Source organism: Bryobacter aggregatus MPL3, assembly GCF_000702445.1.
Classification (GTDB): domain Bacteria; phylum Acidobacteriota; class Terriglobia; order Bryobacterales; family Bryobacteraceae; genus Bryobacter; species Bryobacter aggregatus.
The window spans coordinates 25,089-48,121 of the sequence record NZ_JNIF01000002.1 but is presented as its reverse complement, the minus strand read 5'-3'; the positions used below and the strand labels follow the sequence as shown (position 1 = coordinate 48,121).

The window sequence follows — 23,033 nt, the reverse complement described above, 5'->3', positions numbered from 1 at the left end:
CGGCTTGGTCCAAGCTCCTGGAGCAGCTTTCTTATTCCCGAGTTTTCGCATCGCCCGCTTGGTTTCAAGCCTGGCTTGATGTTTATCCGCCGAATCAGATCGCCGTATTGACTGCCTGGCGGGATGGGGAAATGGTGGGTTTGCTTCCGGTCATCCGAATGCGGACGGATGCGCGAGGCTTCTTCTTTTCCCGTGCCTCTCCCCCGCTCCCGGTATTTCTGACTACCAGTGTCCTGTCGTGATCGCCGATGCAGCAGCAGAGGCGCTGCCTGCGCTTTGGGACGCTCAGATTCAGCTCCTGGGGGGTGGCGTCCATTGGTGGCCAAACTTGCCGGAAGACGATATTGCGCTTTCGATTCTGTATCAATATCTGAACAAGAAGGGAATGCCCTTCTATGAAGAGGCGGAAGAGGCTCCTTATCTGCCTTTTGCGAGCGAATCCTATGCTGCGCTGGAACAGAATTGGACCTCCAGCCACCGTAAGGATTTTCGGAGGCAAAAGAAACGCTTAGAAGAGATTGGCCCTGTTTCGGTCTGGCAACCGGCGAGCGCGGGCAGAGGCTAGGCCGGTTCTCGAAGAGTTCTTCACGGTGCATGATCAGAAGTGGCTGGACCAGGGGTTTCCCGGTGTATTCTCAGATGCGAAGATCCGGGCTTTTTTCCATTCGATCTGCAGCATCTCTTCGATAAGGGACTCCATTGTTTCGACGCTGCGCTGTGGCGATGTCGTAGTCAGCTATCTGACTTTGGTTTCTTCTCAGATGGGTGGATGCAGTGGTATCGTCCGTCTTACCGGCGCGAGTTTCAGGTCTATTCTCCGAGCAAAGATCCACATCGCGATGTTGATGGAACAAGGCTATGCCGCGGGCTGGAAGGGCTTTGATTTCCTGTTGGGAACCGAGGGTTATAAGCTGCAAATGGGCGCCGAAGACGCGCCGTGTGGTTCCATTCACGCGAGCACTTCTGCGCTGTCGCCGGCTTACTTTTGGTTTTCGACGGAAAGCCCTGGCTTCGGACCGGGCAGCCCCTTCGCTGGCCAAGATGAAAGCAAAATGGCAGAAGTGGCGGAGTGGGCAGAATCAGACTCCTAGCCAACCTCCGGCAACCCCAGCGACATGAGACAGTACATCCGCCAGTTGTACCGGCTTGTCTACCCAAAACTCTATGGCCGGCAGGATCTGAAGTTGATCTTCAATTCCTCGGTGGGGCAACTGGAGGAGCGGGCGCGCTTGTTGCTGGCGGCGACGGATTTCTTCCAGGGCGTGGTGCGATCGATTCCGATTCGAGCGCCGCTGGGCGAATCGCTATTGGTGGTGGCGCCGCATCAGGATGATGAGGCGATCGGCTGCGGCGGAGCGCTGGCTTTGCAGGTGCGGGCCGGCAAGCAGGCGCGGATTGTCTTGTTACAGGACGGAGCAGGTGGGCATGAAGATCTGGGCATGACCCGGTCGCAGATGTCGGCCTTGCGCAATGCAGAATCGACGGCTTGTGCAGCGGTGCTTGGCCTTGCGCCGCCGCGCTTTCTCAATCATCCCGATTTGAGCGCCGCCTCAGAACAGATTGTTGCCCAGCTGGTGGCGCTGATTCGTGAACAACATGCCGATGCGATCCTGTCGCCGTTTCCGCTCGATGCGCATCCGGAGCACCGCATTGCCGCCGTGCTGCTGGCCGAGGTGCTGCGGCAGATTCCGTGGCCGGTGCGTGTGCTGACTTATGAGGTGTGGGGCTTGTGCATCGCCAATGTCGCCCTGCCAATCGACGAGGTGCTCGAGACCAAGCGGCAGATGCTCGAGCGCTTTGTCTTTGCAAACCAGGCGCTCGATTATACAAACTCGACGATCGGGTTGAACTCCTTCCGCTCGCGCCAATTGCCGCCGGGAGAATGCCGCTACGCCGAGTGCTTCTTTGAGCTGCCCAAGGCCGACTATATTTCCTTTATGGATCGATTGCGAGCCTAGTCTTTGATGTCCGAACAGAAGCCAGAAACACAGACTTACGCTGCGCTGCTGGCGAGCATCAAGGAACGCATTTCCGGGGCGCAGATCCGGGCGACGCTGGCCGTCAATCGCGAGCTGGTGCTCTTGTATTGGGGGATTGGGCGGGAGATCTTAAAGCGTCAGGAACAGCAGGGCTGGGGCGCCAAAGTGATCGAGCAACTCTCGAAAGACTTGCTGCGCGACTATCCCGACATGCAGGGTTTTTCCACCCGGAACCTCAAATATATGAGGGCTTTCGCCGATGCCTGGCCCGAGGAGTCAATTGTGCAGCAAGCTGCTGCACAATTACCGTGGTTCCACAATTGCACCTTAGTCAACAAGGTGAAGGACCCGGCCGAACGCCTCTGGTATGTCCACGCCGCGATCGAACACGGCTGGAGCCGGAACATCCTGGTGCTGCAGATCGAACAGGGGCTCTTCCACCGGCAGGGGAAGGCGATCACGAACTTTGAGCGTACGCTGCCGGCCCCGCAATCGGATCTGGCCGGCAGTTATTGAAGGACCCCTACAATTTCGACTTCCTGATGCTCTCGACCGAAGCCCGCGAGCGCGACGTCGAGACGGGTCTGATGGAGCACATCCAGAAGTTTCTGCTCGAGTTGGGCGTGGGCTTCGCCTTTGTCGGCCGTCAGTATCCGCTGGCTGTGGCGGACAAGGACTATCGCCTCGATCTGCTGTTCTACCACCTGAAGCTGCGCTGCTATGTAGTGATTGAGTTGAAGGGCGGGGAATTCAAACCCGAATATGCCGGCAAGATGAACTTCTATCTGGCGGCGGTGGATGATCTGATCAAGCACCCGAGCGACCAGCCGAGCATTGGGCTGATCCTGTGCAAGTCGAAGACCGAGCTGGTGGTGGAATACGCCTTGCGTGGGACGACGACGCCGATGGGGATCGCCGGGTTCACACACATGGAACAGTTGCCCGAAGACCTGCGCGGTACGCTGCCGACAATCGAAGAACTGGAAGCGGAATTGGGGACGGGGGACTGAGTCAGTGGGAAAATCAGAAAGGCATGCCAACTTACCGTTCGAGAACGACAACTGAAGGCCGCAACATGGCGGGTGCCCGCGCACTGTGGCGGGCGACTGGAATGAAGGAAGGGGATTTCCAGAAGCCGATTATTGCGGTAGTGAATTCCTTCACTCAGTTTGTGCCGGGTCACGTGCACCTCAAAGACCTGGGCCAATTGGTGGCTCGTGAGATTGAAGCAGCGGGCGGTGTGGCCAAGGAATTCAATACGATTGCCGTCGATGACGGTATCGCGATGGGGCATGACGGCATGCTGTACTCGCTGCCCAGCCGCGAGCTGATTGCCGACTCCGTAGAGTACATGGTGAACGCGCATTGCGCCGACGCGATCGTCTGCATTTCCAACTGCGACAAGATCACCCCCGGCATGCTGATGGCCGCGCTGCGTCTGAATGTTCCTGCCGTCTTTGTGTCCGGCGGACCGATGGAAGCGGGGAAGATTCAGATCAAGGACAAGCTGATTTCTCTCGATCTGGTGGATGCGATGGTGATCGCCGCGAACGATACCGTGAGCGACGAGGAAGTGAACGCGGTGGAGCGTTCGGCTTGCCCCACTTGCGGTTCCTGCTCGGGGATGTTTACCGCGAATTCGATGAACTGTCTGACCGAAGCGCTGGGCCTGTCTCTGCCCGGCAACGGTTCTGTCCTGGCGACGCATAGTGATCGCGAAAGTCTGTTCAAGCAGGCTGGTCATCTGATCGTGAGTCTGGCCAAGAGGTATTACGAGGGAGACGACGCAAGCGTACTGCCGCGCAATATCGCGACCTTCAAAGCGTTTGAGAATGCGATGACGCTGGACATTGCGATGGGTGGCTCCACCAACACCGTGCTGCACCTGCTGGCCGCGGCACACGAGGCGGGTGTCGACTTTACAATGGCGGACATTGACCGTCTGTCGCGCCGTGTTCCTGTCCTCTGCAAGGTGGCGCCAGCGAAGAGCGACGTTCACATGGAGGACGTGCACCGCGCCGGTGGCATCATGGCGATTCTGGGGCAGTTGGACAAAGCGAAGCTGCTGCATACGGATGTGAAGTCGATTCATGCGGGCAGCCTTGGGGAAGCGCTTGAGCGCTGGGATGTGTCGCGGACTGCGGATGAGAAGACGCACGAGTTGTACCGCGCCGCGCCGGGTGGCGTGCCGACACAGACCGCCTTCTCGCAGAGCAAGCGCTATACCGCCCTCGATCTCGATCGGGAAAAGGGTGTGATCCGCAGCGCCGAACATGCCTTCTCGCAAGACGGCGGCATCGCCGTGCTGTACGGGAACATTGCCGAGGATGGCTGCATCGTGAAGACGGCCGGAGTGGACGAAAGCATTCTGAAGTTCACCGGAGCGGCTCGTGTCTTTGAATCGCAGGATGCAGCTGTCGAGGGCATCTTGAACGGCGTCGTCAAGGAAGGCGAAGTGGTGGTGATTCGCTACGAAGGACCTCGTGGCGGACCGGGCATGCAGGAGATGCTGTACCCGACCAGCTACCTGAAGTCGAAGGGTCTCGGCAAGGCCTGTGCGCTGATTACCGATGGACGCTTCAGTGGCGGCTCTTCGGGCTTGTCGATTGGTCATGTGTCGCCTGAGGCGGCAGAAGGTGGCGCGATCGGACTGGTCGAGACGGGCGATGTGATCGAGATCAACATTCCGGAGCGGAAGATCCATCTGGCTGTGGACGATGCGGTGCTGGCGGCTCGTCGGCAGAAGCACGATGAAGAAGGCTGGCATCCGGCCGAGCCCCGTCCGCGCAAGATCACCGGAGCCTTACGCGCCTACGCCAGCATGACGACCAGCGCAGCGCGGGGCGCGGTCCGCAGTATCTAAGACGACTCTAAATAGACTCCATATACTGTGTAGTCTGCATAGACTATGGAGTCTATATTTCCCGCTACCATGAGCGACACCAAGATCGAACGCCTGTCGAGTCCAGGAGCCGACTTTCTCGAGCTGCTCGAAGAGTATTACGACGCCATCCAGGTGGTACAGCGCGATAGCGAGGCGCAGACCGAAGCTCTGTTTCGAGAGCCGGGGAATGGGGTCTGGGTTGCGCTGCTCGATGGCAAGGCTGTGGGGTGTGTGGTGCTGCGAGCTGGGGAGTGCAAGCGGCTCTATGTGCAGGAAGCGGCGCGAGGGCGGGGCATTGCCGATCAACTGATGCAGGCGCTTGAGGACTTCGCCCGCGAGCAAGGCTTGGAGTGGCTCTATCTCGATAGTCACGATGGCCTTCAGGCTGCGATTGCGCTCTATCGCCGGCGCGGCTATCTCGATTGCGAACGCTACAACGACAATCCGCAGGCGACTATTTTTCTGCGCAAGCGGCTGGGGACAGGCGGAATCAGCGAGTGACGGAACGAACGACGGCGCTTGTCTTTCTCGTCAAGGGCTGGGGGCCGGCGATCGCGCCGTTCACCTGCAAGACGTATGCGGTGATATTGACGGTGGTTTCGTCCTTCATGTCCTCGAACTGAAAGAATGGGTCGTCCGCGGTGATCTGAAAGCGAGCAATCAGGTCGGCTGCCGTTTTCTCTCCCCAGCGGTCGAGGAAGCTCTTGCCGGCCAGGGGAGGAACCAAGCCACGCGGGCCGATGAATTTCTGATAAGGGGCGGACAGGGAGCTGAGGAGCGGAAGCTCGCCGTTGTCGCCTTTCCGGCCCAACAAGGTGTTGGTATGGCATTTGCCGCAAGTGCGATCGTATGCCACGCGGCCTGCCTCGGCCTGAGCAGATGTAAAGATACCGGATGGGGCGGCTTGTTGGCCAGTCAGGAGGAGTCCTGAGCTGAGAATTCCGAGAAGGAACGTGATCTTGAGGCGCATTGGCGGATCCTGGGCCTCCAGTGTATAAGACCTGTCCGGCGTCCAGGTATTTGGGAATCCTGCCCGAAATGGCGGCTATCGGGTGTGTGCTGTTGCAGGCGCGGCGATCACAACAACCTGCAGGCGACTGTTTTTCTGCTGCGCGCTAGAAGAGGATCCGCTCCACCTCATCGAGGGCGACGGTGTCATCTCGACGGTCGTAGAGTCCGGTGGTGCGGGCCGATTCATGACCGGCCATGCGCTGCGCGATTTCAAGCTTGCCGCCGTTCTGGAGATAAGTGGTGATGCCGGTGGCGCGGAAGCTGTGCGCGCTGATCTTGGTCCGGAGGCCGGCGGCCAGCGCCCGGCGCTGGATCATGACATGAACATTCGGCTGGGAGAGCGCGTTCAATTTGCCCAACCTGCCGTGGCGCAGGGAAGGGAAGAGCGGGGCGCTGGGGTGTTGGGTGAGTCCGGAGGCGCTGAGCCATTCGTCGAGATACTGCTCGAGATTGTGGTTGCAGGGGATCTCGGTTTGCTTGCCGCCCTTTTCCTGCAAACGAAGCCAACCGCGTCGCTTCTGGATGTAATAGTCTTCGACCTTCAACGTGATCGCCGCGCCGACCCGGGCAAAGCTGAAACCCATCAGCGCGATGAGGGCGCGATCGCGCAACCCGAGCAGCGTGGTGGTGTCGATTGAATCGAGAAGCTGCCGCATCTCTTCGGGGGCGAGAACAGAAGTTTTGCCCTTTTTGACGCTGTGCTTCGGGCCGCGGACGGCGTGCGCCGGATTGCCAGAAATGATCTGACCGACCACCAGCCAATCAAAGAGCATGCGCAGCGCGGCAAGGTGCTGCTTGACGGTGGGCTTTGAAGTCTTCTTTCCAAGCTGCTCGATGTAGGCGGCGATGTGGATGGGCTGTACTTCCCGGAGCTGGCCGATAGCATAGTTCTCGCACCATGCCGCAAAGAGGGCTGTCGCCTTCGCGTAGGCGCGGCGGGTGTTTGGATTGTGGATGTTCGCGGTAAAGAATTCAAAGACACGCTTGGCGGTGGCCGGGTCAGCGGCAAATAGCGTGGAGCGTGCAAGAACCGGACTGGAAGATGCTTGTGCTGTAACAACAAGACTTTTGCTCATGATGCGTACACTCTTCCTTTCGAACTTCCCCGGCGGGAGCGTGCAAAGGCTCCCGGTGCACAGCCCAAGCGCCGGCGGAACGCGGTGCTGAAGGCACTGGCGGATTCATAACCGATCTCTTCAGCAAGACGATCGAGCGAGGTTCCCCCACGGCTCAACGCATCCTGGGCCAAACTCATTCGCCACCGCGCCAGATATTCCATCGGGGCACATCCGATTGTCGTCGTAAAACGAGTGGCAAAAGCTGAACGTGACATGTAGGCATGTTGGGCCAGTTCGGCTACGGTCCATCCATGTCGCACATCGGAGTGCATGGCGCGCAGAGCATCCGCGATCGGTGTATCGCGCATTCCGGCGAGCAGACCTGCGGTTGTGGATTCCTGGTGCAGGCTCTGCCAGCGGAGGCATTCGACGAGCATCACTTCCAGGAAGCGTTGGAGGATCATGTCGCGACCTGGTCGCTCGGCTGCGTACTCGTCCAGAATCAGATCGATCACTCGTGTGAGCCGGCTGGTATCGCTTTCCGCAGAGCGAATGTGAATCTTCTCGAACACCACTCCGAGTAGCGCCGCGTTTCCCGGATCGATTTGAAAGGCTCCGCCGATCATGCGAAAGTCCGGCTCGCCATCGGGCTCGCCGTGTCGCACGCCTGTCATGGAAGGGTTCCCCAGGGTGCAATCGGCGCCTACTTCACTGGTCATCGTAAAGGCAGGTGTAGCGGGGAGAAGCAGATAGTCGCCACGTTCCAGCATCAGAGGCGCGTCGCCTTCGAGGGTGAGCCAGCATTGCCCCTCGAGCACGATGCAGAAGCTGGGCTGTTCATAGGCGGCATATCGCACGCCCCAGCGTCCTCGGCCGCTGATCGGTTTGGAGAAGGCTGCGTGCGGACGAAGCAGTGCGATGATGTCAGTGAGCGGATCCATTCTGGAGGATTGATAACAAAAGTAGGTGTTCTGATTATAGATAGTCCAAAGAAGCCTGTCTATTCTGAGAACAGACAGGAATCACACAATGGAAAAATCAATCCCTCAAACAGTCCTCATCACGGGCGCCTCGTCCGGTTATGGCAAGGCGACAGCAGACTTCTTTCTCGAGCATGGCTGGAATGTAGTCGCAACGATGCGGCAACCGAATGCGGAGATTTTCAGCGCGGCGAGCGATCGGCTGAAGGTGCTGCCGCTCGATGTTACCAGCGCCGACAGTATTGACAGTGCTGTTGCCGGAGCGATTGCCGCGTTTGGGGCGATCGATGTGCTGGTCAACAATGCGGGCATCGGGGTGGTGGGCGCGTTTGAGGCTACGCCGATGAGCACGGTTCGCGAGGTGTTCGAGACCAACACCTTTGGTGTGATGGCGATGACGCAGGCGCTGTTGCCCCATTTTCGGGAGAGGAGATCGGGAGTTGTGGTGAACGTGACCTCAAGCGTGACGCTGGCGCCGATGCCCCTGGCAGCTGCCTATACGGCGAGCAAGACGGCGATCGAAGGATTTACAGGGTCGCTTGCGTTTGAACTCGAGGCTTTCCATGTGAAGGTGAAGCTGGTGGAGCCAGGCTACGGCCCGACGACGCGCTTTGCGAGCAATGGAGGAAAGCGGATGGAAGGGCTGATTCCGGAGGCGTACGCGTCTTTTGCGGCGCCGATCTTCGCAGCCTTTGCGAAACCGGCTGCGGTGACGACGGAGGCTGATGTCGCCGAGACGGTGTGGCGTGCCGCCAACGACCAGACGGGACAGCTTCGATTTCCGGCGGGAGCCGATGCGGTGGCTCTGGCTAAGAGGAAATAGCGAATCAAGCTTCTTGCAATCTCAATGATCGAAAGGTCAAGAGTAATCTGATTCGGGTTGACCATTTCGTTTGCGAGAGAGTGATTGTCCTTGATGAATGATAACGTCCTTTACCATTCATAGAAAACTCCTGTCCGCAATCTTGTGCAACAAGAGGGGCGGCAGCTCCAGGCACTCATGGATGAGGCGCTGGCTGACCTGATCGAGAAGCGAAAGAACACCCGGCCACGTGCGCATGTGATGGTCGCCTATTTTGGCAGCCATGAAAAGTACAGCGAGCTCTACAAAAGCTTGCGAAATGACCGACTACCTCACGCTGACGGAAGTCCCTGCGATGCACGAGGATCAGATTGAGCGTTATGGTGGGGCGCAAGGGGTTCGCGACAGCTGATGCGGAAGATACTTACGCCTTCGTCTCGGGATTTTCAGCTTTGACAAACTCGTGCCTTGGTTGCGGAACAACGTCAAGACGTTCTGAGTAGGGCTGAGCTACAACCGTCCAAAGCGGAATCGAAGCAGAGTATATACGGCAATCAAGCCATCAATGGGTTTGATTTTCTTGCCTTCTTCGGCGCCTCGCGGATGATACGCAATCGGGACTTCGGTCAATTGCAATCCTTGTCGAATCAGTTTTGCGGTGATCTCGTGATCGGTTTCAAATCCTTTGGTCTCAATGCGCATTTGACGGATCACTGGCCCTGGGTACAACTTATAGGCAGTCAGTGTATCGGTGATCCAGCGGCCATAGAGCAGGAAAGTCCAAAGTGTCAGTAGTACCCCAGCTAGCCAGGGACCGAACTTCTGAGAGGCATGCCGTCCAGGGAAAAGAGTCCAGCCCTGCTGCTGGAACTGTCCGAGGGTGCGGCTGCCGTATACAACATCTGCTCGCGATAAGGCAGCCAGTAGAGCCGGATAATCATCCGGATCATATTCGAGGTCCGCATCCTGAATCAGGACAAACTCCCCAGTAGACTCCCGAATTCCGCGCTGCACTGCCTTCCCCTTGCCTTGATTCGGCACTTGCGTGAAGACCTGGATGGAATCATGTTTGGCAGCATAGGCAAGTGCGATTTCACGAGTCTTATCCTTTGAGCCATCATCGATGACAAGCAGCTCTTTCCGAAACCCAAGCTGCTCGACAGGAACACTGAGAATCCGCTCTAACAGAGCGCCTAGAAACACTTCTTCGTTATAAGCGGGAATCACGATGGATAGAGTACGCATGGGTACAAAGAAGTCCTTAAGAAAAGCGCTCTCGAATCAAGGTCCAGATGCAGGCTAAGCCATCAAAGACAGTGATCTTCTTGCCAGCAGAGCGGCTGCGGGGAGTATAGTCGACGGGCAGTTCGAGAACATATTCCTCCCGGCGAGCCAGTTTGGCGACAATCTCGGTGTCCAGATCCCGGCCATCACATTGCAGGCGCAAAGAGCGCAGGAATTCAGCGTCAAAAGCCTTAACGCTTGAAAGTGCATCTGTCACATAGCGGTTGTAGATCAGAAGAGTCAGGATACTGAGTAGCATGCCGCCGTATTTGCTGGCCAGATAGAGACTCAGATTGTTCTGGTAGATGGAGCGCAGTTCCCCACTTAGGTTGATGCACTTTACGGCCCGGCTCCCGAAGACGGTGCGGAAACGCGAATTCACGAGCGAGCTGACGAGCGAATAGAGATCGCCCGTGCTGTATTCCTTATCCCCTGGGAAGAACACAATCAGATTACCCCGTGCCGCATCAATGCCCATACGGAGAGCGGCTCCGCGCCCTTGTTGTTGATCCAGCCGCAAGACTTTCACGGAACGTACTTTCTGCGCTAATTCGTAGCTCCGGTCTGTTGACGCCCCATCGATCACTAAAACTTCTTTGCTCAAACCGAGCGCCTGAAAATCGAGCGCTACGACGCTTTTGAGAACTTCTTCGATTGTTCGTTCTTCATTCAAGATTGGGATGAGGATCGAGACCATATGCGAGGTCCGCTCAATTCGGATATCAATCCGCTCCTGAACAATCTGCCGCACTTCATCGAGAACAAAGCCACCAGAATGGCGTCCTTCCTGGGATTCCCAATCCCGAACCCGAACCGTTTTCAAGGAGTAGCAGAACTGAGCAGGATCAAAGGGGATGTACTTGGCGCTGTCCGTCCGCAGGTGATCGTCCTGAACAAAGAAATGAGTGACTGCATCTTCCCATTCCACATTGATCTTGGGGCCAGGGCGTTGTATGGCCGCCACAAATTTCCGGGCCAGGTCGTTGATATCGTCGGTTGGAATATCGAGGTCCCGATGAATATTCGCCACAAAAATTTTGTCTGCCTGCCGGTTTGAAGCCACGGCTTCGCCAACGCCGCGAGTCAGGTAAGAAGGGAGAAGGGAGGAGTGTTGTGTGCCGGGTCCGTAAATGATAACGTCAGCTTCGGCGATGGCTGCGGCTGCAGCCGGAGAAATCTCGGGGGTGACGTGCTGTGCGGTGAGAAAGTGTTCCCAACCCTCTTCAGGAAGGATGCCCTGGCGCTCCATCTTGTCGAGGTAGGTATCGCCTGACAAAAGATAGAGGTGCGAGATTTTGGCGTTGCTGCTTTGTGCCGCTACGATATCGGCCTCGTTGGCAACCAGTTGGCCGTCCTCCTTCATTGCAGCAAGAAAGAGGTTCTCTCCCTGGGTCACGTTCAACAGGATGGAAGGATCAACATCATGAAAGACACTGAAGGCGGCGATGGTGCGGTTAAAATCCTGTCCTTCTTCCAAATAGCAACCCGCAAAGAAGAGGTTGCCTAAGGCGCAATCGGTAAAGTTGAAGACATTGTTCTTCTCAAACTGTTCATCGTAGTAGCGCCGAAAAGTGGAGAGGAAGGACTGGATTCGGTGATACTGCGCGACGTTGAGCTGGGCAAAGCTGTCAGCTAAGGGTGCGGGCAATTTTGTACAGCGTCCGGCCAGAATCATATCCATGAGGGCTAAGGCTTCTGCTGCGGGGATTCCGACAGGGAGGCGATGATCGGAGATTTTCTTAAGACTCCGGTGACACTGTTCGCGCTCTGGCATGAGCCGGTTGAGATTCTTCCGCACATCGCTGGGGCCCAACATGCCGGGTAAAAAACGCCGCAGACGGCCCGTGGAGTGTCCATCGTCATAGGCATTGATGAGAATCTTCAGGGAGATTTGCGGGTGACGCCAAAGCGCGGCAGTAATCGAATGAGTTCCACTTCCACCAGAAAACATGGTGATGTTCAGCTTGGGGGAGCTTTTCTCAGAGTTAGACATCCTGCTTCTCACTTCCTAGAAGGGATTCTAGACGGCTGGCATCGGCGCGGGAGTTAATGCCCATGGCCTCACTCGGATTTGTGATTTGAGGGGTGAGCAGAATCTTACCCTGTTGGGACGCAAGAGGAATGACAGGCAAGAAGTTGAACTCTCCTGTGGCTGCACCTCTTGCTGTGCCGGATTGCCGCATCTGGTCTAACAGCGCAAGAAGAGGCTGCGTGTGAAAACAAAAGAAACCGACATCGCTTTCTCCTTCCTCAGGCATGGAATCGCCTTCTCGGGCCTGCAGCAATCCATCGATTCTACCTTCCAGGTTGCGCAGGAAGTGAATGTAGGGAGGTCTGGTTTTTACGGTCGGAAGGGTCGCAAAAGGATGGAGCGGACCTGCGTGCAGCCGCAGAACCGCATCGATGGTGGTTGTTTGGAGTGCAGCCTGATCTCCCCAGACAATGGCGACCGAAGGCGTCTTTACGGCCTGGAGACCGCGAGCCACGGCGTCTCCCATTCCGATCGGGATCGGCTGTTCCACAATATCGTATCGGCCCGGAATGAGCCGGTCGAGCTCTGGTTTCACAAAAGAGATTCCCTCGGGGGAGAGTACGATTACCAAACGCGATACGCGTGGGGCAAACAGCTCGATCAACCATTCGAGGATGGGCTTCCCTAGCAGAGGGAAAAGGATCTTGGGCTTATTGAAATCAAGGCGCGTGCCACGCCCTGCAGCAGCGATGACAACACTATAGTCGTCCGGATTTGCATCAGCTGCCGCAGATTCAATCCAGTTCTCACGATTTAAAATAGGCCAGGCTGGCATGATATCTTCACTCCTCCGGGTGGCACGGCAAACAGCTCCAGCAATTCTCGCAGCATCCCGATTACAGGTGCTGCCCCAGCCGTCAATAACTCGCTACCGCCATCCCGTTTTGGGTGGAAGCCAATGATTCTACCCGCGCCAGCTCTCTTTGCGGCAAGGACACCGGACAAGGCGTCCTCAACTACGGCGCACTCTTCCGGCTGGCACTCCAATTGCAAAAAGCTGCGGAGATAGATCTCCGGGTCAGGTTTCGCATTCTCTACGTCGGAACCGGAAAGAACACTGCGAAACAGCTTGCGGGCCCCACCGCGATCGAGAAAGTCATCAACGCTGCTGCGCGACCCGGAACTGGCCAGCGCCAACACAAAGTGTTCTGCCAATCTTTCTAGAACGAGTTTGTAATCCGGCATGAAGCAGTCATTTTCGGAGAGCAACTGTCGCGCCCTGGCGCTCTTTGTATCCGCCAGCACGTTGATTTCTGTTTCGCTGAGTTTTAAACCACGTTCCGCACGGATTTTCCGAAATACATCGGGAGTGCGCTCTCCGGCGTATTGGCTATAGTCGAAGCCCCCCACACCGATCCCCTGCAGAACTTCTTGAAATGCCAAGGCATGGCTTGTTGTCGAATCGACTAAGACTCCATCCATATCAAAAACGATGGCTCGAATCACTGAGGAGCCACCGTTGCGGTTGTGTTCTGGTCAACGCGATAAATCTGGAAGCTGCCTACTTTTCCGAGCCAGGTCATCTTTGCTCTTGCCTGGCGCAAGAGATAGTCATATTGCCACTCTTGCACACCGATACTTTCGCCGAGGACAGCGATATAGAAGTGCGGATGCTGTGCTAGCCATGGATCGAATGCCTCGATACGAACCGAATTGGTGATCTGCTTCAGATAGTAGTGGCAAAGATCGGCCGTATCTGTCCCGAGTGCGTCCAAAGCCTTCTTGGCGTCGTAGAGATAGACCAGATTGTTTTCGGGGTCTGTTCGATTGGCTTCCTGAAAAGAAAGAAAGTGCAGGGGAGAAGGAAGAACGATGTCTGGCCGAGGCTCGGGAATAATGGCACGCACCGCGGCCAAGCTGGGATAGAAGGTATCTGTACGTCGGAACCCAGAAATACCCCGTACGGTGACAAGCATGCCATGTCCGACAATCGCGGCGAACAATGCTAGCCCAATGGCACGCTGTCCGCCTGACAAGTAGGAGAGAACCAATGGGAGTCCTACAATCAAGCCAAAAGTGGCAATAATGTGGTAGTAATTCACAAAAATACCCGTCGCCAGCAAACCGACGAGATACCCAGCCAGGGGTACAATCAGGAATCCCAAACAAGCCAGCAGCAGAGTTCGTTGGGAATCAGAAGGCGGTACCGGTTCGCGATACTCCAGCCGAGGGGCCAGGGCGAGAATTAGGAGCAGGAAGAGCAGCAATCCAGCTAAGGGCAGACTCTGTACTGCAAAGGAATAGAAACTGTAGAAGTTATTGAAGTTGACTGGAAAAAAGTAGTGCTGCATGTAAATCCGTTTTGCTGCGAGCAGAGTCGGAAGCCAGATCAGATAGGGGATGAATGCCAGCGCAACAGTACCGTACAGAGGCCAGTCCGGGCGTTTGCGTTGCAGCAGGCGGACAAGTTCGGCGACACCAAAACCAGCAAGAAACAGGATGCTGTAGAAGTGCGTTGAAAACATTGCGGCCAAGCTCAAAAGTAAGCCAATGCGCCACCAGGCCCGCCGTCGTCCGGTGGTTTCAGGATTGTTGAGAGAGTCCCAGCACAATAGGGCAAGAGCAGAGAAGCCAAGCATCATTCCGTAAGGCCGGACATCGGGCACTCGTGTGCGCAACACGGTTGCGTAAGGCAAAAAGAAAGCTGCTGCTGCATAGATGGCTGGTACATAACGCCAGAGCAAGAGTGAGATGCAAACGCACATCAAAATGAAGCCCACAATAGAGGCCATACGGACAGCAAGCAAACTGTCCCCAAAGGTCTGGATCAGAAAGTGGTCGAGCATATGTAGCAAAGGCGGGTCCATCTGCACAGAACCGCCGCGGATGTTCTCCCACACCTGAGCGGCGGTGGGCAGGCGTGCAATGTGAATCTGCAGGATCTCATCAATCCAGGCCGCTTTTGAGTGTGAGTATCCGATGCTCGTCAACGCACATAAAAAGCTCATTGCCGCCAGATAGAGGTACTTGTTGCGATTCAACACGGCATCTAGCCTAACGGCTAAACGCTCAAATGGAAGAGTTGGCATATCTACTCAGAGTACTGGTCTTGTCTATTTTTTGTAGCTTGGGTGGGGAGAGAAGAGACCGATCTTCGCTTCACCACTTTTCAGGCGCAAAGCGAAGCCAGCATTCTCCGTCCAGACGGGACAGCGCTGCATCACCGCGATGGATGGCTGCGGTGATGGCCGTATCGCGGCTTTGAACCAGCACCGACGAGTTAGGCTGGCGAAAGAGGCAATGTTCTTCGGTCAGATCGACCAGTTGCTTGGGTTGGCTCTGGCCTTTGACACAGGCGCCACCGCCTTGGGCTGCATCTGCAAACAGAGCGCGGAGTACTCCGCGAAACTGGTCGGTACGCCTGGAATAAATCTGAAGAACCGAGCAGACACCGCCTGGATTCAGATAGTAGACAAACCATCCGCAGGCTTTTCCCGTCTGATCGTAGACTACTTTTTTCCGCAGTTCCCCCGAGGGCGCTGCGGCAGCTTCCTGGAGCAGCCAGGTGAAAGACTCGCGCTCATACTTTGGCTTGAGCTTCTCTTTCCAGCCGATTTCTGTGATGGTGTCGAATAAGCCGTTTGCATCGACATCGAGAGTTTGAAAAGGACTGCTTGGGGAAAAGCCACCAGGGAAAGCGCGCTGGGCCAGCACGTCAACGGCGCTGCCGAAAAATCCGATGACCCCATTGAGAGCGTCCCAAGATGTCCCCGACTTGCGGCGAATGCTGTGTTCCTGAATGGTAGCGAAGGGCTTTAGGGCTCGAATCCAGTTGAAGGCATAAAGGCGTGCAATATCTCCTCCGGCAGGTTCCCAGACCTTGGCGGAAGCCTCGGCGGCACCATCAGTCAGCGTGAGATCCTGCGGGCCCGAGAATAGTTTTCGCAAGAGAGCAAAAGCGCCCATGCCACGGTGAGCTTCGCGATCAATGAAAAATTGCGACCCGACGCAAACGGTGATCTCGCGGCCATTAAAGATCATGGGTCTGCTCATCGCAGCTAGGAATCCGACGATTCGAGTATTTTCGATGTAAACAAGAGATTCAATTCCGTTGCCTCGCCACGGGTTCTCCAGGAAAATATGCTCAAAGTAAGAGGCTAGTTTTGAGTTGGTGGAAGCAGGCCTGCCACGCATCACCTTCAAGTACAGCGATGCTACTTCTGCGCTGTCCTCGGGGCGAAATTCTCTCATCTCCGCCATAAATTCGAATGTTCCCTTCTGCTGCGTGGATCCTGTGACGGTTTGCGGAGAAGCGTCTTACTGCACGCGCTGTTCGAGGTACTCGAGAATCAGCGGATAGGAAACCAGCTCATCGAAATCAGCCATTTCGAGTTCGATGCCAAACTCTTCGGCGATCGAGGCAAGCAAGGTCACTTGAGCGACAGAATCCCAGGTGGCGAGGGTATTGGCGCTGGCCTGCGGGATCTCTTCCGGCTTGAGATCGGGAAAGATATTGGTGAAACAGGTCGCGAGACGTGGCTTGAGATCGTTCATTGTTTTCCCTCTAGTATGAAGCACAAAATCGCTGTTTCCACGGTGCTAGCTCTCGATGTATTCGAGCAGCAACTGGGGCCGGGCGAACATCCAGACCACCGGTTTTCCGGCAAATGCAATGGCCGGTTGCGCGGCTTTGATCAGTAGCGCCCCATTCGCTTTCATCTCGGTCACGTGTGCGGCGAGATCATCCACCTGGTAGCAGATATGATGCAATCCGCCGCCCTTGGCGACAAAGCGGCTGAGCGGAGTATCTTCGCCGTCGCCTTCCACCAGCTCAAACTTCGGCGTACCGGCGAGAGCCTGGTTGGCGCTGAGGAAAGTGACGCGAGCCTGTTGGAGCGGGTCGTGATAAATAACCCCATCCCAGGTGGCATCCAGCAGTTTGGCAAATCGGGGTGCTTCGGTTTCAATACTTTTGACGGCGTAGCCGATGTGGTGCAGCACGACGGCGTTGTCACTTCCCATAGTTGTATTATCGAGAGATTCCCTAGGGAATCTGTTTTTTATCCCCATGCAGCTTGCTCCTTCATCGACCTTCCTTCCGAAAACTCTTGAAATTCTCGAACAGCGGGAGCCGAAGATGGGCCTGCGAGCGAAAGCCTTTGTTGAGAAGCAAGACGAGCTGTATCGGCGCCGGGGTGAGGCCTTCCTGTCTCGTTATGCCCGCTTTCTCGATAGCCAGGGGCTTAGTTTCGCAGAAGGGGTAGAGAGCTTCATCCGCTTACAGCACATTGTCGAAGGCGAGCGGAAGAAGTTTCTGGCGACCGGCCGCTATCCGAACACCTCATTCGATGCGGTGAACCAGAGCTTTTACTCCAATCCGGAACTGATGCGCCATCACATGCATGGCCTCGTCTTTGCGCAGTTCCTCTGGCCCGATCAGTACCAGCGCTTTGCCTTCTTTTCCGACCATCTGCCCGCATACGCCGCTCATGCCAGCGCCTATCTGGAGGTCGGCGGCGGCCATGCGCTGTATCTGTGCGAGGCGCAGCGCAGCATCGGCAGCCATGCCTCCATCGAGGTGGTGGATATCAGCGAGACCTCGATGGCGATGGCCCAGAGCTTTGCGGCCAGCGACGAAATCGACTTCCACCTGATGGATATCTTCGATTTCTCCGACGTTCCTGCCTTTGACTTCATCACGATGGGGGAGGTGCTCGAGCATGTCGAGGAGCCAAAGCGGTTGCTGAACAAGCTGCGGCTCTTGCTGCGGCCTGGCGGCAAGGCTTACATCACGACGCCAGCCAATGCGCCGATGCCCGATCACATCTACCTCTTCCACAATGCGGACGAGATTCGCCAGATGCTTGAGGAATGCGGCTTCCGCATCGAGAAAGAGAGCACGCGCTTTGCGATCGATGTGCCGGATGCCGTGGCGATGAAGCTGAAGCTGCCGCTGATGTACGCGGCCTTTGTCTCAGTCGCCTAAACTATTCTGATGCGGCAGGGCACCGCAGCGGGCGAGGAAGTCGTTGCGGGTGAGCGTGACTTGGTTGGCACTGAGCCCCAGCGGGGCGAGCGTTTCCAGCAATGGCTGATTGCGCGGCGTCACTTCGAGATCAAAGGCAATGCGCTCGATGCCGCTTTGCGCAAAGAGCCCTTGCAACGTGTGGTGTTCGATCTTGCGGGAGAAGGCGCGGCAACTCATCACCCAGTGCGAAACGCGAAGCTCTTCTCCATTGCGAGAACCGAGCAGCACCGCAACCCGGCCGAGTGAGCCGAACTTGTCCTGATAAGAGACAACCGTACAGACTGTACTCTCCTCTTCCATGTAGCGCTGCCATTCGCCTTCTGAGATCCGCTTGCCGTTCAGATTGAACTGATTGGTTTTGTTGATCAGCTCGAGAGCGCGACCGCCGCCCGGGTCGCGGCGCCAATCAAAACTCACGGTGCCTTGGAGCGAACTTAAGAATTCGGGAGCGTGGGCCGCATCGCCCAGATTCTGGAGTTGAGCCGCAGCCCGGATGCTGTTCTGGCGCAACAGATCTTCTTCGAGCAAGAGCGGTTTGCCAAAATGATTGCGCAGCTCGGAGAGAAGACGCAGCACCTTGTCAGGATCCTTGGCCGGGAAGGGCAGGCAAGTGATTTCCGGAAAAGCCTGCTGCACTTCTTCGAGCTCCATCGGGCTGTCATCGAGAAAGACGACAGCATCGGGAGCGATATTCCAGGTCTTGAGGATCTTGGCGATCGAGGCCGACTTCGGCCCCCAGTTGGCGATCACCGGGTATAGCGATCTCGCATCGAGAAAGAGGTCGGGACGGGCAAGAGCTGCCTCCGCAGTACTCTGCTCATTCTTTGAGGCGACCGCGAGCAGCACGCCCATGCTCGCCAAATGACCCAGCATCTGCTGGTACAAACCGTGCAGTTGGGTATGGCTATCCTGCTGCCAGCTTACGCCGTCGGCGCCCACTTCGCCGACGATGCCGGCCCAGAGGGTATGGTCAAGATCGGTGATGAGGCCCTTCTTCGGTGGAGTCTGCCAGAGCACCTGAGCGAGGGTCGCGGCAAGAGCCGAGGCAAAGGACAGCTTATAGGGGAAGCCGGCCATCAGCTCCATGCGCGCATCGAGGCGCGGCTCACTGCTGGTGCAGCGGGCGATGCGCAGACCAGGAATCTGAGCCAGGCGAGCAAGAAAGGTGGCGAGCTGTGCTTCGAGTTCCAGTTCAAAGCCGCTGTTCTGGGTATCGATCGTATTGCCAAGTGGTGGCAGGGGCAGCGACGGCGGCGCGATGGCGACCGGCATACGGGCTCCGAGCGGGGTGAGTGCGGCTTCGAGCTGGGCTATGCGGGCCGGGAGGGAAGCGAGAATATCAGCCTTTGCGGCAGCAGACCAGCCACCGCTGGCACGCAGGCCGAGACGCGGGTCGAGATCACTCCATTCGAGGACAGCGGCAGCGGCGATGGCTTCCGATTGGGTAGCCAGATCGAGATTGCCCCGCAGGTCACCATAGACTCCGTGTCGCAGTTCGACATCGGTGCCGGACAGGCGTTCGAAGAGATGAGCGCGCAGCAGATTCGAGAGGTGGAGCGGTTCAAAGCCGCAAGCCAGAAAGTGAATCTTCTTGGGACCTTGGCCTTTTCTGGAGTTGATGACCGTAAGGGCCTGATTGAGAGTCACAGGACGGGAGAAGCTTTCCTTAGGGCTTTATTTTCCCACAGGCCTTCCAGGAAAGCGCTATTCGCCGCTGTCCTGGCACCGATAAGAAACAGCAGGAGATGGTCGGTGGTGTTCCTTTTGTTTTTAGCTTCGGTGATCCTTCTGCGGCAGATTGTGGGCGACAGAAAATTTTTGCCCACAGAACCGCTTGCGCCTGCAGCTCCTCCTTCATTAAGCGGCGATTTGTCGCAGTTGTCCCAGGTGTTGGACAAGTGGGGTGACGCTTCTCCTTCCTCTTCCGATCCGGTGGAAGCCCGAAAAGCGGAGAGCGAGCTTATATGATTGAGAGATGATCTTCCGCGTGGCTAGCTCGCCTGCATGATCTCTCCGTGCTGGGCCTGGGCTTTGTTGTTGTTCTTTTTCGCCCTTGCTTTCTACCTGATGGTGGGCTATCCGCTGTTGTTGTGGAAGTGGCCCTTCCCTCGCCTTGCTGTGGCGAAGGATCTGTCTTATCTCCCCTCGGTGAGTGTCCTGATGGCCGTGCATAATGGCGCGGACTTTCTCGAAGAGAAGCTGAATAGTCTGCTTGCTCTCGACTATCCACCGGACAAGCTGGAGATTCATGTCCTTTCGGACGCCTCCAGCGACCAGACCGAAGCGATCGCCCTGCGCTATGCCGACCGCGGCGTGATCTTGCACAGCCTGCCGCGAGGCGGTAAGGCGGCCGCTCTCAATTACGGCATGAACCGCGCAACCGGCGACATCTTCTTCTTTACGGATGTCCGCCAGAAGCTGCACCCGCAGGCCCTGCGCCAATTGGTCGCTAATTTTGCAGACTCCAAAGTGGGCGCCGTCACCGGCGAGCTGCGCATCACACCACTGGGCGGCGTTGAGGGCGAGCAGGCGGCAATGGATCTGTATTGGCGCTATGAATTGTGGGCGCGCAGCAAGCAATCGGCACAGTACTCGCTATTCAATACGACGGGTTGCCTCTATGCGATGCGCCGCTCGCTGACGAAAGCTCTGCCGCCGCATACTCTGATCGATGATGCAGAATTGCCGCTGCAGGCTTATCTGGCCGGCTACCGGATTCTCTTTGATCCCACCAGCCTGGCCTACGACTTTCCGACGGCGCAGGGTACCGAATGGAGCCGTCGCATGCGGACTCTCGGCGGTATGTGGCAAGTGTTTGCGCGGCATCCACGCTTGCTGTTTCTACCCCATCCGATGTGGCTGCATTTTGTTTCGCACAAGTTCGGACGCCTGCTGCTGCCCTGGTGCCTGCTCGGGATCGCGATCACAACGCTGCTCTTGCCGGCCGGCTGGCCCAAGACCTTTCTGCTCTGGAACGAAGCGGCGTTGCTCCTGTTAGCCGCTGTCTTTCCGCTGCTCGGAGAGAAGTCCGCCCTACGCCGTTACTCGTCCTGGGCGCGGACCTTCCTGGTGATGAACTTCGCGGCGATCCTCAGTCTGAAAGTCTTCTTTGTGGACCCGCAACGGATGTGGCTGACGACGCAAGTTGATCGAGAGCGCCGCGCTAGCTGAGCGCAGGGAGCGCAGCCTTGTGGCGTAAGAGCCAGTGCTCCAGCATGAAGAGATTCCACAGCGAAGGCGCGATGCGTTCGCGTTGGAGAGCCTGGTCGATGGTCTGGCGCAGCGCTTCCTGATCCACCCAGCCACGGGCCGCCACTTGGCTGTCGCCGCGCAAGGGCTCCCACAACTGCTTCATCTCGCGAGCCATCCAGGTGGAGATCGGAACATCGAAGCCGCGCTTGGGCCGGGCCCCGATTTCAGGCGAGATGCGACGATCGACAATCGCCCGCAGGATCGCCTTCAGTTGCCCGTTCTGGAGACGCAAGCCAACCGGCAGGGCGGCGGCAAATTCCCAGAGCTTCTGGTCGAGGAAAGGGGCCCGCGCCTCGAGCGCATAGTGCATGGTGCCGCCATCCACCTTCGGCATGAATTCGGCGGTGAAGTGCGTGTCCCAGTGGTATTGGAAGGCGTCGCGGAATAGGTGGCGAGCCGCCTCAGCAGAGGCTGGGATATTCCGCCAAGGTGTTTCCTGGTGGCGCAGTTGGGGCCCGAGAATCTGATTGTCGGTCAGATAGGACAAGCCGTTGCGACGCCGGACGTAGGGGCCCAGGCCGCCGGTTGCGTAATCGAGAAAGCTCACTCCGCGCTCCAGCAACGGAGTGGCTGGCACCGCCTGCCGCAGGCCCTTCCAGGCCGATGTGGCAAAGGCAGGCAGCATCTGCGCCGCATTCTGGGCGCGCCAGGCGTTCAGAAAATGCGGGTAGCCGAGATAGACATCGTCGGCCCCGTCTCCGGTCAGCAGCACGGTGCCGTGCGGCTTGATGGCGCGGGAAACGCTGAGGATGCCGAAGGCCGACTGGCAACTGAAAGGCTCATGAAAGGCGTCGAGATAGGTCTCAAGATCAAGGCGGTCGCGGCCCGATAGAGTCACCAGTTCGTGGGGAATGCCGAGGGTCTGCGCCGTAAAGCGGGCGTCTGCGCTTTCGTCTTCGAGGCTTCCGGGCGAGCCCACCGTAAAGGCGGTGACATTCGCATTCAGCTTTTTCATGGCCCAGCAGACCAGCGCCGAATCCATGCCGCCGCTCAACAGCGCCGCGATGGGAACATCGGCCTGCAGACGCAGGCGCACCGATTCCACCAGCAGTCTTTCGGTTTCCTCCACCGCTTCCTCGAAGCTGATCTTGCTGTTCTCTTGTGTCTCCGGCAGGCTCCAGTAGCGCTTCTGGGTGATCCTTCCTTCGTGCCACTCGAGCAGATGACCGGGGAGCAGCTTCTCGATCCCCTCATAAATCGAACGCTTGTCGGTGATGTAGCCGTATTCAAGGTATTCGAGCACCGCCACCGGATCGATCTGATTCCCAAATCCAGCAGCGCGCAGGGCGCCCAGGGTCGAGCCGAAAGCAAAGTCCCGTCCTCGCCTGGCAAAGAGCAGCGGCTTGACGCCCATGCGATCGCGCACCAGATACAGACGGCGGCTACGCTGGTCCCAGATCGCAAAAGCGTACATGCCGTGCAGGCGCGGCGCGAGAGCTTCGGCGCCCCATTCGAGATAGCCGCGCAGCAGGACTTCGGTATCGCACTGCGAATGGAAGCGATGGCCGCGAGATTCGAGCTCGGCGCGGAGTTCGAGGAAGTTATAGATACAGCCGTTGAAGACCAATCCCACTTGCCCGTCTTCGCTGAGCATCGGCTGATGGCCGGCAGGACTGAGGTCGAGAATGGCGAGGCGGCGATGGCCGAGATGCACCCCCGGCCAGGAGGCGCGGCCTTCCGAATCAGGACCCCGCCGGGCAATGGCGGCCAACATCGGGTTGAGAACAGAGTCTGCGTTTTCCTGCGATGTTAAGTAGCCGACAATCCCACACATGACATTTAT

23 protein-coding genes and 2 pseudogenes are annotated in these 23,033 nt (G+C 57.4%); 11 read left to right on the top strand and 14 right to left on the bottom strand.

Features of this window, described 5'->3' with window-relative positions; genetic code table 11:
• The 7 genes and pseudogenes from M017_RS30045 to M017_RS0100280 all read left to right on the top strand — a co-directional run.
• A pseudogene (locus tag M017_RS30045) lies at positions 1-242 on the top strand (hypothetical protein); the annotation flags it as partial.
• Complete coding sequence (locus M017_RS0100305; protein WP_031494875.1) at positions 239-565, top strand: GNAT family N-acetyltransferase; 327 nt, start codon at positions 239-241, stop codon at positions 563-565. The pseudogene M017_RS30045 and the gene M017_RS0100305, both read left to right, overlap by 4 nt.
• Before the next feature lie 25 nt (positions 566-590).
• Positions 591-1,091 carry a GNAT family N-acetyltransferase gene (locus tag M017_RS0100300; protein WP_031494874.1) on the top strand — a complete coding sequence of 167 codons (501 nt, stop codon included), beginning with the start codon at positions 591-593 and terminating at the stop codon, positions 1,089-1,091.
• 24 nt (positions 1,092-1,115) lie between these two features.
• Positions 1,116-1,958 (top strand): PIG-L deacetylase family protein, encoded by an 843-nt coding sequence (locus M017_RS27215; protein ID WP_031494872.1) that lies wholly within the window; start codon positions 1,116-1,118, stop codon positions 1,956-1,958.
• Positions 1,959-1,964: 6 nt separating this feature from the next.
• A pseudogene (locus M017_RS30510) lies at positions 1,965-2,989 on the top strand (PDDEXK nuclease domain-containing protein).
• A gap of 23 nt (positions 2,990-3,012) precedes the next feature.
• On the top strand, positions 3,013-4,842 hold the full coding sequence (ilvD, locus tag M017_RS0100285; protein WP_031494871.1) for a dihydroxy-acid dehydratase: 1,830 nt from the start codon (positions 3,013-3,015) through the stop codon (positions 4,840-4,842).
• Between the two features lie 69 nt (positions 4,843-4,911).
• A complete protein-coding gene (locus M017_RS0100280) occupies positions 4,912-5,364 on the top strand; it encodes a GNAT family N-acetyltransferase (RefSeq protein WP_031494870.1) in 453 nt (150 codons plus the stop codon).
• On the opposite strand, the gene M017_RS0100275 is transcribed toward M017_RS0100280, so the two are convergent.
• The 3 genes from M017_RS0100275 to M017_RS0100265 form a co-directional block, all read right to left on the bottom strand.
• Positions 5,354-5,833, bottom strand: coding sequence for a cytochrome c family protein (locus M017_RS0100275; RefSeq protein WP_031494869.1), 480 nt, complete (start codon positions 5,831-5,833; stop codon positions 5,354-5,356). The two genes, M017_RS0100280 and M017_RS0100275, sit on opposite strands and share 11 nt — an antisense overlap.
• A 145-nt stretch (positions 5,834-5,978) precedes the next feature.
• Complete coding sequence (locus tag M017_RS0100270) at positions 5,979-6,950, bottom strand: tyrosine-type recombinase/integrase (RefSeq protein ID WP_031494867.1); 972 nt, start codon at positions 6,948-6,950, stop codon at positions 5,979-5,981.
• The gene (locus M017_RS0100265; RefSeq protein WP_031494865.1) at positions 6,947-7,873 is read right to left on the bottom strand and encodes an AraC family transcriptional regulator; all 927 of its coding nucleotides are present in this window, start codon (positions 7,871-7,873) and stop codon (positions 6,947-6,949) included. The genes M017_RS0100270 and M017_RS0100265 overlap by 4 nt, the downstream gene beginning before the upstream one ends.
• Before the next feature lie 88 nt (positions 7,874-7,961).
• On the opposite strand from M017_RS0100265, the gene M017_RS0100260 reads away from it, so the two are divergent.
• Both M017_RS0100260 and M017_RS30040 read left to right on the top strand, forming a co-directional pair.
• Positions 7,962-8,735 (top strand): SDR family NAD(P)-dependent oxidoreductase, encoded by a 774-nt coding sequence (locus tag M017_RS0100260; protein WP_031494863.1) that lies wholly within the window; start codon positions 7,962-7,964, stop codon positions 8,733-8,735.
• 298 nt (positions 8,736-9,033) lie between these two features.
• Complete coding sequence (locus M017_RS30040) at positions 9,034-9,126, top strand: Fic family protein (protein ID WP_238325766.1); 93 nt, start codon at positions 9,034-9,036, stop codon at positions 9,124-9,126.
• 98 nt (positions 9,127-9,224) lie between these two features.
• Here the strand turns inward: M017_RS30040 and M017_RS0100245 are convergent, their stop codons facing one another.
• The 8 genes from M017_RS0100245 to M017_RS0100210 form a co-directional block, all read right to left on the bottom strand.
• Positions 9,225-9,959 carry a glycosyltransferase family 2 protein gene (locus M017_RS0100245; protein ID WP_031494862.1) on the bottom strand — a complete coding sequence of 245 codons (735 nt, stop codon included), beginning with the start codon at positions 9,957-9,959 and terminating at the stop codon, positions 9,225-9,227.
• 16 nt (positions 9,960-9,975) lie between these two features.
• A complete protein-coding gene (locus M017_RS0100240; protein WP_031494861.1) occupies positions 9,976-11,991 on the bottom strand; it encodes a 2-phospho-L-lactate transferase CofD family protein in 2,016 nt (671 codons plus the stop codon).
• On the bottom strand, positions 11,984-12,805 hold the full coding sequence (locus tag M017_RS0100235; RefSeq protein ID WP_031494859.1) for an NTP transferase domain-containing protein: 822 nt from the start codon (positions 12,803-12,805) through the stop codon (positions 11,984-11,986). Before M017_RS0100235 ends, M017_RS0100240 begins: the two co-directional genes overlap by 8 nt.
• Positions 12,784-13,476, bottom strand: coding sequence for an HAD family hydrolase (locus tag M017_RS27210; protein WP_031494858.1), 693 nt, complete (start codon positions 13,474-13,476; stop codon positions 12,784-12,786). Before M017_RS27210 ends, M017_RS0100235 begins: the two co-directional genes overlap by 22 nt.
• Positions 13,473-15,014, bottom strand: a complete 1,542-nt coding sequence (locus M017_RS0100225; RefSeq protein WP_031494856.1) for a hypothetical protein — start codon at positions 15,012-15,014, stop codon at positions 13,473-13,475. The genes M017_RS27210 and M017_RS0100225 overlap by 4 nt, the downstream gene beginning before the upstream one ends.
• 115 nt (positions 15,015-15,129) lie before the next feature.
• Entirely contained in the window at positions 15,130-16,023 is an 894-nt protein-coding gene (locus M017_RS0100220; protein WP_155121134.1) for a hypothetical protein, read from the bottom strand.
• A gap of 264 nt (positions 16,024-16,287) precedes the next feature.
• Positions 16,288-16,524, bottom strand: a complete 237-nt coding sequence (locus M017_RS0100215; protein ID WP_031494852.1) for a phosphopantetheine-binding protein — start codon at positions 16,522-16,524, stop codon at positions 16,288-16,290.
• Positions 16,525-16,569: 45 nt separating this feature from the next.
• A complete protein-coding gene (locus M017_RS0100210; protein ID WP_031494851.1) occupies positions 16,570-16,992 on the bottom strand; it encodes a VOC family protein in 423 nt (140 codons plus the stop codon).
• A gap of 46 nt (positions 16,993-17,038) precedes the next feature.
• On the opposite strand from M017_RS0100210, the gene M017_RS0100205 reads away from it, so the two are divergent.
• A complete protein-coding gene (locus M017_RS0100205; RefSeq protein WP_031494850.1) occupies positions 17,039-17,956 on the top strand; it encodes a class I SAM-dependent methyltransferase in 918 nt (305 codons plus the stop codon).
• Here the strand turns inward: M017_RS0100205 and M017_RS0100200 are convergent.
• Positions 17,945-19,645: an HAD-IIIC family phosphatase gene (locus M017_RS0100200; protein WP_031494849.1), complete on the bottom strand. Its 1,701-nt coding sequence runs from the start codon at positions 19,643-19,645 to the stop codon at positions 17,945-17,947. The genes M017_RS0100205 and M017_RS0100200 overlap by 12 nt on opposite strands.
• Positions 19,642-19,896 carry a hypothetical protein gene (locus tag M017_RS30035; RefSeq protein ID WP_031494847.1) on the bottom strand — a complete coding sequence of 85 codons (255 nt, stop codon included), beginning with the start codon at positions 19,894-19,896 and terminating at the stop codon, positions 19,642-19,644. The genes M017_RS0100200 and M017_RS30035 overlap by 4 nt, the downstream gene beginning before the upstream one ends.
• 106 nt (positions 19,897-20,002) lie before the next feature.
• On the opposite strand from M017_RS30035, the gene M017_RS0100190 reads away from it, so the two are divergent.
• Entirely contained in the window at positions 20,003-21,169 is a 1,167-nt protein-coding gene (locus M017_RS0100190; protein ID WP_051669377.1) for a glycosyltransferase family 2 protein, read from the top strand.
• Here M017_RS0100190 and asnB read toward each other — a convergent pair.
• Entirely contained in the window at positions 21,162-23,024 is a 1,863-nt protein-coding gene (gene asnB, locus M017_RS0100185) for an asparagine synthase (glutamine-hydrolyzing) (RefSeq protein WP_080507414.1), read from the bottom strand. The genes M017_RS0100190 and asnB overlap by 8 nt on opposite strands.
• Positions 23,025-23,033 lie beyond the last annotated feature (9 nt).

Excerpts from the sequence above, each read along its gene's own strand:
- M017_RS27215 (WP_031494872.1), top strand. The coding sequence starts at position 1,116 with ATGAGACAGTACATCCGCCAGTTGTACCGGCTTGTCTACCCAAAACTC.
- ilvD (WP_031494871.1), top strand. The coding sequence starts at position 3,013 with ATGCCAACTTACCGTTCGAGAACGACAACTGAAGGCCGCAACATGGCG.
- M017_RS0100280 (WP_031494870.1), top strand. The coding sequence starts at position 4,912 with ATGAGCGACACCAAGATCGAACGCCTGTCGAGTCCAGGAGCCGACTTT.
- M017_RS0100275 (WP_031494869.1), bottom strand. The coding sequence starts at position 5,833 with ATGCGCCTCAAGATCACGTTCCTTCTCGGAATTCTCAGCTCAGGACTC.
- M017_RS0100270 (WP_031494867.1), bottom strand. The coding sequence starts at position 6,950 with ATGAGCAAAAGTCTTGTTGTTACAGCACAAGCATCTTCCAGTCCGGTT.
- M017_RS0100265 (WP_031494865.1), bottom strand. The coding sequence starts at position 7,873 with ATGGATCCGCTCACTGACATCATCGCACTGCTTCGTCCGCACGCAGCC.
- M017_RS0100260 (WP_031494863.1), top strand. The coding sequence starts at position 7,962 with ATGGAAAAATCAATCCCTCAAACAGTCCTCATCACGGGCGCCTCGTCC.
- M017_RS30040 (WP_238325766.1), top strand. The coding sequence starts at position 9,034 with ATGACCGACTACCTCACGCTGACGGAAGTCCCTGCGATGCACGAGGAT.
- M017_RS0100245 (WP_031494862.1), bottom strand. The coding sequence starts at position 9,959 with ATGCGTACTCTATCCATCGTGATTCCCGCTTATAACGAAGAAGTGTTT.
- M017_RS0100240 (WP_031494861.1), bottom strand. The coding sequence starts at position 11,991 with ATGTCTAACTCTGAGAAAAGCTCCCCCAAGCTGAACATCACCATGTTT.
- M017_RS0100235 (WP_031494859.1), bottom strand. The coding sequence starts at position 12,805 with ATGCCAGCCTGGCCTATTTTAAATCGTGAGAACTGGATTGAATCTGCG.
- M017_RS0100220 (WP_155121134.1), bottom strand. The coding sequence starts at position 16,023 with ATGAGCAGACCCATGATCTTTAATGGCCGCGAGATCACCGTTTGCGTC.
- M017_RS0100215 (WP_031494852.1), bottom strand. The coding sequence starts at position 16,524 with ATGAACGATCTCAAGCCACGTCTCGCGACCTGTTTCACCAATATCTTT.
- M017_RS0100210 (WP_031494851.1), bottom strand. The coding sequence starts at position 16,992 with ATGGGAAGTGACAACGCCGTCGTGCTGCACCACATCGGCTACGCCGTC.
- M017_RS0100205 (WP_031494850.1), top strand. The coding sequence starts at position 17,039 with ATGCAGCTTGCTCCTTCATCGACCTTCCTTCCGAAAACTCTTGAAATT.
- M017_RS0100190 (WP_051669377.1), top strand. The coding sequence starts at position 20,003 with ATGATCTCTCCGTGCTGGGCCTGGGCTTTGTTGTTGTTCTTTTTCGCC.
- asnB (WP_080507414.1), bottom strand. The coding sequence starts at position 23,024 with ATGTGTGGGATTGTCGGCTACTTAACATCGCAGGAAAACGCAGACTCT.